Annotated in this window: 9 protein-coding genes and 1 pseudogene; 5 read left to right on the top strand and 5 right to left on the bottom strand. The window is 65.7% G+C overall.

What is annotated here, in order from left to right; genetic code table 11:
* A pseudogene (locus E8A12_RS14050) lies at positions 1-195 on the top strand (class II aldolase); the annotation flags it as partial.
* A 243-nt stretch (positions 196-438) separates the two neighbouring features.
* Here E8A12_RS14050 and E8A12_RS14055 read toward each other — a convergent pair.
* Positions 439-945 carry a cytochrome c family protein gene (locus E8A12_RS14055; RefSeq protein WP_293369798.1) on the bottom strand — a complete coding sequence of 169 codons (507 nt, stop codon included), beginning with the start codon at positions 943-945 and terminating at the stop codon, positions 439-441.
* Positions 946-1,079: 134 nt separating this feature from the next.
* Here E8A12_RS14055 and E8A12_RS14060 point away from each other — a divergent pair, with 134 nt between their 5' ends.
* Together E8A12_RS14060 and E8A12_RS14065 are read left to right on the top strand one after the other, a co-directional pair.
* Entirely contained in the window at positions 1,080-1,550 is a 471-nt protein-coding gene (locus tag E8A12_RS14060; protein ID WP_293369800.1) for a hypothetical protein, read from the top strand.
* Entirely contained in the window at positions 1,543-1,755 is a 213-nt protein-coding gene (locus tag E8A12_RS14065) for a helix-turn-helix transcriptional regulator (RefSeq protein WP_293369802.1), read from the top strand. The genes E8A12_RS14060 and E8A12_RS14065 overlap by 8 nt, the downstream gene beginning before the upstream one ends.
* Here E8A12_RS14065 and E8A12_RS14070 read toward each other — a convergent pair.
* The 4 genes from E8A12_RS14070 to E8A12_RS14085 all read right to left on the bottom strand — a co-directional run bounded on the left by E8A12_RS14070 (position 1,752) and on the right by E8A12_RS14085 (position 5,601).
* Positions 1,752-2,204 carry a YaiI/YqxD family protein gene (locus E8A12_RS14070; protein ID WP_293369804.1) on the bottom strand — a complete coding sequence of 151 codons (453 nt, stop codon included), beginning with the start codon at positions 2,202-2,204 and terminating at the stop codon, positions 1,752-1,754. The genes E8A12_RS14065 and E8A12_RS14070 overlap by 4 nt on opposite strands.
* 383 nt (positions 2,205-2,587) lie before the next feature.
* The gene (locus tag E8A12_RS14075; RefSeq protein ID WP_293369806.1) at positions 2,588-3,184 is read right to left on the bottom strand and encodes a DUF1353 domain-containing protein; all 597 of its coding nucleotides are present in this window, start codon (positions 3,182-3,184) and stop codon (positions 2,588-2,590) included.
* A 114-nt stretch (positions 3,185-3,298) separates the two neighbouring features.
* Positions 3,299-4,504, bottom strand: a complete 1,206-nt coding sequence (locus E8A12_RS14080; protein ID WP_293369809.1) for a deoxyribonuclease II family protein — start codon at positions 4,502-4,504, stop codon at positions 3,299-3,301.
* Between the two features lie 239 nt (positions 4,505-4,743).
* Positions 4,744-5,601, bottom strand: a complete 858-nt coding sequence (locus E8A12_RS14085; RefSeq protein WP_293369811.1) for a hypothetical protein — start codon at positions 5,599-5,601, stop codon at positions 4,744-4,746.
* Positions 5,602-5,835: 234 nt separating this feature from the next.
* On the opposite strand from E8A12_RS14085, the gene E8A12_RS14090 reads away from it, so the two are divergent.
* Positions 5,836-8,295: a hypothetical protein gene (locus E8A12_RS14090; RefSeq protein WP_293369814.1), complete on the top strand. Its 2,460-nt coding sequence runs from the start codon at positions 5,836-5,838 to the stop codon at positions 8,293-8,295.
* Between the two features lie 70 nt (positions 8,296-8,365).
* Positions 8,366-8,758, top strand: a complete 393-nt coding sequence (locus tag E8A12_RS14095) for a hypothetical protein (protein ID WP_293369816.1) — start codon at positions 8,366-8,368, stop codon at positions 8,756-8,758.
* Positions 8,759-8,813 lie beyond the last annotated feature (55 nt).

Genomic DNA, 8,813 nt, shown 5'->3' on the forward strand with positions numbered 1-8,813 from the left:
GGCATGTACTATCTGGAGCGCGCCTGCACGATGCAGGTCAAGGCGCTGAGCGGCGGCAAGGACGGCGTGCTGATCGCGCCCGACGCCTCCCAGGCCGAGGTCCGCAGCCAGGTTGCGCGCGGCATCGGCGGGGCGCTGGCCTGGCCGGGTTCCCTGCGCAAGCTCGACCGCGAACTGCCCGGCTACGACGCCTAAAGAACCCGAAGCTCGAAAGAAGAGGCCTCCCCCGTCGCCGGGGAAGGCCTTGAGCCTGCGCGCCAGTCTACGAACGTGGGGGACGTCGCGCCGGCGGACGCAGTCGTCGGCGGATGGGGGTTCGCCGACGGTGGATCGCCCGGACAGTCGCAGCCCGCCAGGCGACGCCGCAACGATGCGCGCCTGCGATTTGCCCGTCAAGGTTGAGCTGAGCCGGCGAACTCTACCAGCCCGGGATCGGACCTACGGCTTGAAGCCCGTTCGGATCATCACATAGGCGATGACGTCGGTGCGGTCCTTGGGGTCCTTCAGGCCGGCGAAGGTCATCTTGGTGCCGGGCGCGGCCACCTTCGGGTCCGTGATCCAGGTGTCCAGATGCGCAGCGTCCCAGGTCCAGCCGGCGGCCTTCAGGGCGTCGGAATAGGTGAAGCCGGCCAGGGTCGCGGCCTTGCGCCCGAAGACGCCATAGAGGTTGGGCCCGGTCATGTTCGGTCCGCCCTGCTGCGTGGTGTGGCAGGTGGAGCAGAGCGCGAACTTGGATTCGCCGTTGTCCAGGTCGGCGGCGTTGTAGGGGGCCGGGAGCTTGGCCAGCGACGCCTTCTTCTCGTCGTCGGTCATCGCCGCCGGCGCGGCGGTCGGCGTCGAGGCGGCGCCGGTGTCGGCCGGGGGCGCGTTCGCCGGCTTGTTGCAGGCGGAGAGTGCGGTAGCGGCGATGGCGGCGGCGCAGAGCGTCAGACCCAGGTGGCGCATTAAGACAGTCTCTTCCAACGGCGAGCGAGGACCGCCCATAGCCGGGCAGGGCGCTTAGAGGCAAGTCCGCTTGACCGGAAAGAAACCTATAGGTTACATGTCACCTATAGGTGACTATCAGCGGGAGCGATCCAATGCGTCCAAAGCCTGATTTGGGTTCTTCGCCGACGCAGCGGGCCGAGTGGTCTCAGAAGGCGCGGATCTGGGTCATCGTCAGCGAGACGTCGTTGTTCCTGTTGTCGCAGATCGCGCTGCTGGTCTTCGACCACGGCTCGCCGACGCCGTGGGGGCTTGGTCTGGCCGCTGGCTCTGCGGCCTTCACCCTCGGCCTGGCGAGCGCCTTGCTGATGTTGCTGGGCGGCGTGGGCACGTTCTTCGACCGCACCATGCACGCCCTGGTCTACGACGAGACCACGCGAGTCCACCGAGGCTCGGCGACGACGGCAGGCTATTGGGCGCTCATCCTGACGCTCATGGCCATCCAGCTCTACGCGCTGTTCCGGCCCCTGACGGTGATCGCGGCGCTCCATCTGCTGTTCATCGTCGGCATCGGCGTGCCGTTGATGCGGTTCGCACAGCTTGAGTGGCGCGCGTTCAATGGCTGAGGGCCTAGCCAACAGTCTGCGCCAGGCGCGATCCGACCGGGGCTGGACCCAGGCGGAGCTCGCCGAGCGGGTCGGGGTGTCGCGCAAGACGATCAATACGGTGGAGAACGGGGTCTTCGTCCCCTCGACCACCCTGGCGCTCAAGCTCGCCAGAGCCATGCAGACGACCGTTGAGGCGCTGTTCCAGCTGCCGACCGGCGTCTAACGCCGGCGCCGCTTCTCCCGGTTCACCGCCTCATCGAGCGCCTGCAGGAAGCGCGAGCGGTCCGCCTGGGCGAAAGGCTTCGGCCCGCCGGTCATTTCGCCCATGGAACGGATGTGCTCGGCCACGGCGCGTGAGGCCAGCGCCGAGCCGATGCTGTCGGCCGTGAACAGCCGCCCGTTCGGCGCGATCGCCACGCCGCCGGCCTTCAGCACCCGGTCGGCCAAGGGGATATCGTTGGTGACCACGATGTCGCCCGGCTCCGTCCGCTCAGCGATCCAGTCGTCAGCCACATCTGGGCCAGCGTCCACGATCATCCGCTCGATCAGCTTCGACGGAGGAATGGCGATGAAGCTGTTGGAGACCACCGTCGTCGTCAGGCCATAGCGCGCGCCGACCTTGTAGGTCTCATCCTTCACGGGACAGGCGTCGGCGTCGATGAAGATATGCATGCGGGCCTTCAGAATGGCGGTGCCATTGCAGGGCGCGAACCTGCGACCTCGGTCTACAAGGCCGCTGCTCTACCAGCTAAGCTAGTCCGGCTGCCGTCATAAATCAGAGAGTTGGAAGTTGCGCCGGCTGGAATTTGGATTGCGCCTCGAAGGGTGCGCCTTGCCGGGGCCACCGGGCCAGCTGAATGGAGCTTGCCGTGGGTGGATTGGCGACCGCCGAGGGGCCGACCGCAGGATTCTGGCACGCGACCGCGTCGGCGGCCGCAGACGATCCTGTCGGCTGAGAAGCCATATTAGGCGCAAGAAGGTTCGGATTCCCCGGGGGCGTTGGTTGGCGGAGCGGACACTCGAACTTCGGCCAATCCGCGGGTTGTCATGCGATATCAATGAGCCGGCGTCGCTGGCTTCGAGCGGCAATATTCGGCGTTGCGACCTGGGCTCGCGTCCCAGCCACGCTGCCCTCCGAACCGCACAGCAAGGTAGATGACGTTCCGATGAAAGGCGTCGACACCTCGATCGGCCATTGCGTCCCTGAGGATCCAGTCGGCTTCTGGCCGCGTGTAGTCAGTCTTCCGAATGATCGTCGAAGCGTGACATTTCCAGACCCCAGATCCTTGTGTGTAGTAGAGGAAATCGTGGATGACCGCCGCTTTCGCCCAGGGGCCGTCGGGCGGCAGTAGGCTCCAGAACGGCTGCGGGATCGAGGCCAGGTCGGTGACGAAGCCTTTCGGCACCTTGATCGTCGCGTCGCCATTGCTCGGGCGGTAGGAAATGTCCTCGCTCGTCGCCCATAGACTTCGGCCGCCCCGCAGGGAGGGGTGCGTCTTGTCGTCGAGCAGGACGAGAAACAGCTTGCGATCAAACCCACTGGGGTGGGCGTTCGCGGCGTCGTCGAGCGGCGCGTTGAATGCCCGATCGGAGAGTTCTTCGCGCGGAGGCGCCGCGTTCGGCAATGCGGTGCAAGCTGTGAGGCCCAGCACCAGGGCTACGGCCGAAAGTGGACCCAGCCAATGGCTTGGCCCTACACGTTTCGCTGCTTCGGGCGGATCGCAATGCTTCCCCATCATCCTGACTTGGCCTTTCGCGACGGACGGCTAGCGCGCTGGGAGCGCGTCTGGGGCGGTCTTGCCTGCGATCAGTTCGCCGACGCTGGCGGAAAGCTTGGCGTCGCTGACGACATAGAAGAGGCCGCCTCTGCCATTCTGGCTGCTGTCGCACTTGCCGCTGAGTGCGCCCTGTTGGTTCATGTCGCCGAAGATCGCGTAGGGGTGGGCCGGATCAAGCGAGACGCCGACCTTGGCGTGGTTGTACCCCACCGCTGAAGCTTTCAGGCTGGCGTCGACGATCGCGTAGTTTCCGCCCTGGCCCATCAGGCCGATGGGTTTGTTGTTCCAGGTTCCCGTCGCCGCGATCGCGACATTGCCCGGCTTGGGGAGTAGCGATGACCAGCAGTCCGACGGCTGGGAGCCGTCAAAGGACTTGGCCGCATCGGTCGTATAGATCTCGGGCGTGGCCCACCAGGTCGCCGCCCGCAGAGGCAGGCCCGCCAGCTCCGCGGAGACCAGCTGCCAAGGCGGGACATTCAGGTTGGAGGGTTTGGAGATCAGGGTCACGCCGCTGGACAGCTGATCGACCGTGGCTGTCGCGCTCGCCGATTTGCGCCCAAGCGCGGTGACTAGCGCCTGGACGTCGGCGGGGCCGCCGTTGTTGGCCAGTTGAGGGTTTGTCGGATCCGTCACCACGCTCGCGTTGGCGAGCGCCTTGAGGACCTTCAGTAGGTCGTCGTGGGTCAGGGCGAGGGCGAAGAAATGCTGGCTGAATTCGACGTCGTTGTCCTTGACGCAGCCTAAGGTGTTGCCGTCACCAACCCGCGGGTGGGCAGCGTTGCCGGAGCCCGGCCAGCTCGGTGTGGTCACCTGAACCACTACGCCCGAGCCCGCGTCGTTCCAGGCCAGAAATCCCTTGGAATGTCCCCATGGAGCGCTGCAGTCGGTGGCGCACCCGGCCACAGCCGGCGCGCCTTTGAACTGATCGTTCCAGACCAGGTAGTGATAGGTCCCATTGAAGACCTGGTCGAACGTCGCCCCAAGAGGATCGTTCGCACCGGTCCCGATCAAGCCAGTCCCGTCCTGAAGCGTCGGAGAGAGGTTACTGGCGTAGACGAAGTGCTGGCTGAACTGGCCGTAGGGAGAGGGGCTCCCGCCAAAGGGGCACAGGCGCGGCGTGGTGGCCATGTCCGGTGCGGTGGGGGCGTTGAACTTGAACGCAAACCACCAGGTAACCGCCTGATCCTTGGCCACCAGCGGGGCCGGCGCGCCAGGCGATGGGCCGGCTGCGGTTTGCGATCCCACGGACGCGGCGGACGGTGGCGGGGTTGTGGAGGCCGGCGGCGCAAGCGGGTTCCCCGCCAGCAGGGACAGCGCGCCGATGGCGGCAAGCGGCCAAGCCGTATGAAGGGTTTTCTGCCCCGCGCTTGGAGGGCGCCGCACGTGGCGCGACTCTACGCCCGAAACCGGGGGCTCGGCTTGAGGAGGCTCGCTCATGACGGGGATTCCGTCTGGGTGTGCGGCGCGGCCTTATAGGCCAGGTACGAGGCGTGACTGATCCCCATCAGCCAGACGAAGGACTTGTCGATCACGGGCAGCGTTCCGATCGGCCCGCTCGTGTGGACGAACATTTCATAGACGTAGCCCGTGTAGCAGCCGAGCAGCAGCAGGGTGATGAGCGCCTGCTGGATCTTTCCGAGATCCGGCGAGCCCGCATTGCCCACTTCATCCCCGGTAACGAGGTCGCTCCAAGAGGCGTCCGCCGCACTTGATCGCGTTGTGAGCTTGCCGTTGTTGCTGCTGCCCGGCAGCTTGGCCTGCGCGGTCGTCACGGACGAGGCGAGCGGCGTCTCGCTGGCCTTGAGGCTAAGAAGCGATGGCGTCGCGACCAACGAAGTCGCCGAAATACCCATCGCCAGCAGAAGCTCGCCCGGTATGACGACGTTCAACGCCGTAAGGCTGCTGTAGTTCGTCCCCGGGACGAGGGCGTTGTAAGCGGCCGCGGTCGCGAGGCCCGCCAGCACGACCGCTGTCCAGGCTCCCGCCTGCAGCTTCGAAAGGCTCAGGCGATTACGATTGTCGATGAACGCGCCGATCGGCCGGTCGTTGATCGCCCATCCAATGACGGCAAATTCCGCGGCCAGCAGGACGAGAACGCCCAGGAATGTGAAGCCTCGGCCGTGGGGCAAAAACTTCGGCCCGACCACCAGGACGATAGCGATCGCCACCAACGGGATCGCGGGCCGCAGCCAGCTTTTTGTCATCGCCTTCCACCCCCGGAACGCTCGAATGAACATGGAACTGGGAATGCGCAGGTTGGCGCGAGCCGACAGCATGCCGTCGGAGCGCACGCGATGCGCTGATACTGGCGTCGCCCCAGACGCGAGATTTAAGATAATAACCTTATTGATTGAGTCAATTCGGTTCCGGGTTCTGTGAAGCCCCGAGGCGCAGAGAGGTTCGCTTCAAGCCAGCCGCCACGCAGGCCTTTGGCCGTCAGGACGCATCAGATATCGACTCAATCAGGGAATGGTCTTCTGGCGCGCACACGGTGGGGTTGCGTCACCCACTGATATCGTGGTTCCATGAACCTTGGCTTTGCGCCGGGGGGCGATATGGCACAATCCAACGGTGTGCGCGGACTGGGGACTTGGGTGGCCCGTGGCCTACCCCTGGTCACCGCTGCCGTTGTGATCGGCTTGACTGTCGCCCTCGCGGGTCTCGCAGCGTTTCGCGCGCTCGCCGCAACATCCCCCTGGGTGGTGCTGGCCGGCTTCTGGGCCATCCTCCTGGGCGCCTCGGTGTCGGCGCTTGTCGTGGTCTATTTCGGGGCCCGGCGTATTGCCGGCGCGCCCTTGCAGACGCCGTCGGTCAGTCGCGATCTCGCTGTGGTCGTCGCATTGGCCGTGGCGACGGTTGTTGCGCTCCCGGCGGCCGAAAGTCTGGTTGCCGCCGGCGCCGGTGTCGCGCGCGGTATCGTGCTGGAGACTCCGTTCGTCGTCCATCTGCCCATGCCCTGGGCGATCGCCCCGAAGGACGCCACGAAACCTTCGCTCGACTGCGACCCCTCGGTCGGGAACGCGCCAAAGCCGGCGCCGAATCCCTCTCCGACCGCCGCGTCGCTGGGCGCGGTCGTCCGGCCGGGCGACAAATCGGTCGAGAGTCCGACAACGGCGAGTCGACCCGCGTGTCCGATCCAGTTGCCGCTAGGATCGACGCCGGAGACGGCGGCGGTGAACGATGTCGTCGCCTGCATGGCGGACCCCAGCTTCTGCATTGCTCGCGATTCCAACTGGTTCAAGCTTGAACCCAACCCCAGCCTGATCTGGCAGTGGGTCTTATTCGCCGTCACCTTCCTCTTCGCCCTGGTGATCGGCCGAAGCGTCATCGCGTCCCGCCGCGACTTCCTCGACGGCATCCAACGCCGCTCGCGGAGCGCCGACGGCCCGGCGCATGAGCACCTCAAACGCACATTGATGGAATATCCGACCTGGGTCGCGGTCGGCGTCTATGCCGCAATCCTGATCCCGGCGACCTATCTGGCGGTTGGGTCGCTGGTCTATCTGCGCACGAATGACGCGCCGGCGGAGGACCTGCAGACTTGGATGCAGGACCTCGAGCGCATCGATCAGTCGATCGTCGACCCACCAACCACCTACAATCCCGCAGCCTTTGAGCGTGAGGTTGAAAACCAGGACCTGGACACCAAGAAGATCCTCGATCAGGCGGCGGCGGTCGCTCGCCAGAACGCCGATGGTCTTGAGGCTTGGAAGAGCCAGTACGTGGCCGAGGCGTTGTCGGGAGCGAAATGGGAGCGGCAGCACCTTTCCGCCGCCCGCGTGGCCGACGCCAAGGCCGTACTCGTGGCCGATTTCGGCCACGCCCTGAGAGACGCAAGATTACATCTGCGGCCCTGCGTGCTCGAGCTCGCGCAGGTCCAGTCACTCCTCGCGCCATCAAAGCCCGCGCCAGACGCCGAGCGGACGGCCGCCGCCTCCAACGGGCCAGGAGCGAAGCCTCCTCAACTGGCGCCGGCGGTCATGGCGGACTTGGAGCGCGACTGTCAGCCATTCGATTTCAGCGCCAGCCCCAGCGCCAAAGCGATCATCGGGTCGAAGGCCGCCAGCGCCGGCGATGAACAGGATGACACGCAGCAGGTGCTGTTCGGCTGGCTCGCCAATTCGTCAGACGCCTCGATCCTGATCGTCGGCCTGATGGGGTTCGGCCTGTTTGGGTCCGCCATTCGGATGATGGGGCGGGTCGATGTGTCGCCCGTCGCCGCTGAAACCTTGCGCACGGCCGAGACGCAAGCCAAGGACGCGGCCGACGCGCTCACCGCAGCCGGCGAAGCCGCGACGGCGGCCGCCGGCGCGGCGGATGCGGCCTCGCGCGACGCTGACGCCGCCAAAGCGCAGCTTGCAGCGGCATACGCGACGCTCAGTGAACTTCAGGCGCAGGCGGCGGCCGCCACGGCAGTGCTCGGTTCCGAAACGGCCTCGCAGGAGGACAAGGCCGCGGCCAATCAGACGCTCGCGACAGTCAATCCGCAGATCGCCGACAACCAGGCGAAGGTCCAAACGCTGCAGATTCAGGCCGATGACCTCAAGAATAAGTTCCTAAGTGCCGATCAAGCCCGCGCAACGACCGCCGCCGACCTGCTGGACAAGCAGCGCGCCGCCCAGGCGGCGCAGGCAAGATACGACCGGTTGCGGACGCAGGCTGTGAACGATCGGAACAGCATCGTCGTGCGGCGGCTTCGCGCCAATGGCGAAACCGAGACCGTCATCTCGGGCGCTCCCGGCAAGGTTTTCCTGCAAGGGTTTGGAGCGGCCTTCACCTCGTTCCTGATGGCCCAGGCCGGGAACAAGGTGATCAGCGATGGCGGGCACGTCAGCACATGGTCGATCTTGCTCGGCTGCTTCTTGGGCGCCGTCTTCGCCGAGGAGATCTGGGGCAAGGGCCTGCAACTGCTGGGCGTTTCCCCGCCTACGCCCAAACCTCCTGCCTCTCCACCCGATCCCGCCAAGCCGCCCGGCGCATCATGACGGGGCCACACCAATTCGATCCTGGGGCAGCAGACCGCCCGGATTTCATCGCAACTGAAGGAGTCGATCGTTGTCTGAAAACTGGATCACTGTCGACGGCTCGCAGGTGACCATCAACGTCACGTTCGCGGGGCCCACGGACCTGGGTCGGATCAATGTGCTGACGATCCACCCCTCGGACATCAATCCCGTTGGCCCAGTCGATGGGACCAATAGCGCCGCCTACACCGTGACGCCGGCCAGCGACGTCAGTCTCGCCCTTCACATTTGGTGCGAAGACGCCAAGGCCTCCGCCGTCTCTCTGACCCTAAGCCAAGGGGGCGCAACACTCCGCTGCGAAGACGATACCGGTGCGGCGCTGAATGGCCCTGATGGGGGTCCATACAACCCGATGAACGTCGCGACGATGTCGACCGGCGATGTGACGACCGTGTCCTTCGATCTCGTATCCCTGAGAGGTTAGAGTATGCGGCGTTGGGCTTCGCTCGTTCTCATTGGCGCAGTGGCGTCAGCAAACG

It is taken from the genome of Phenylobacterium sp. (genome assembly GCF_004799395.1).
Taxonomy (GTDB): Bacteria; Pseudomonadota; Alphaproteobacteria; order Caulobacterales; family Caulobacteraceae; genus Phenylobacterium.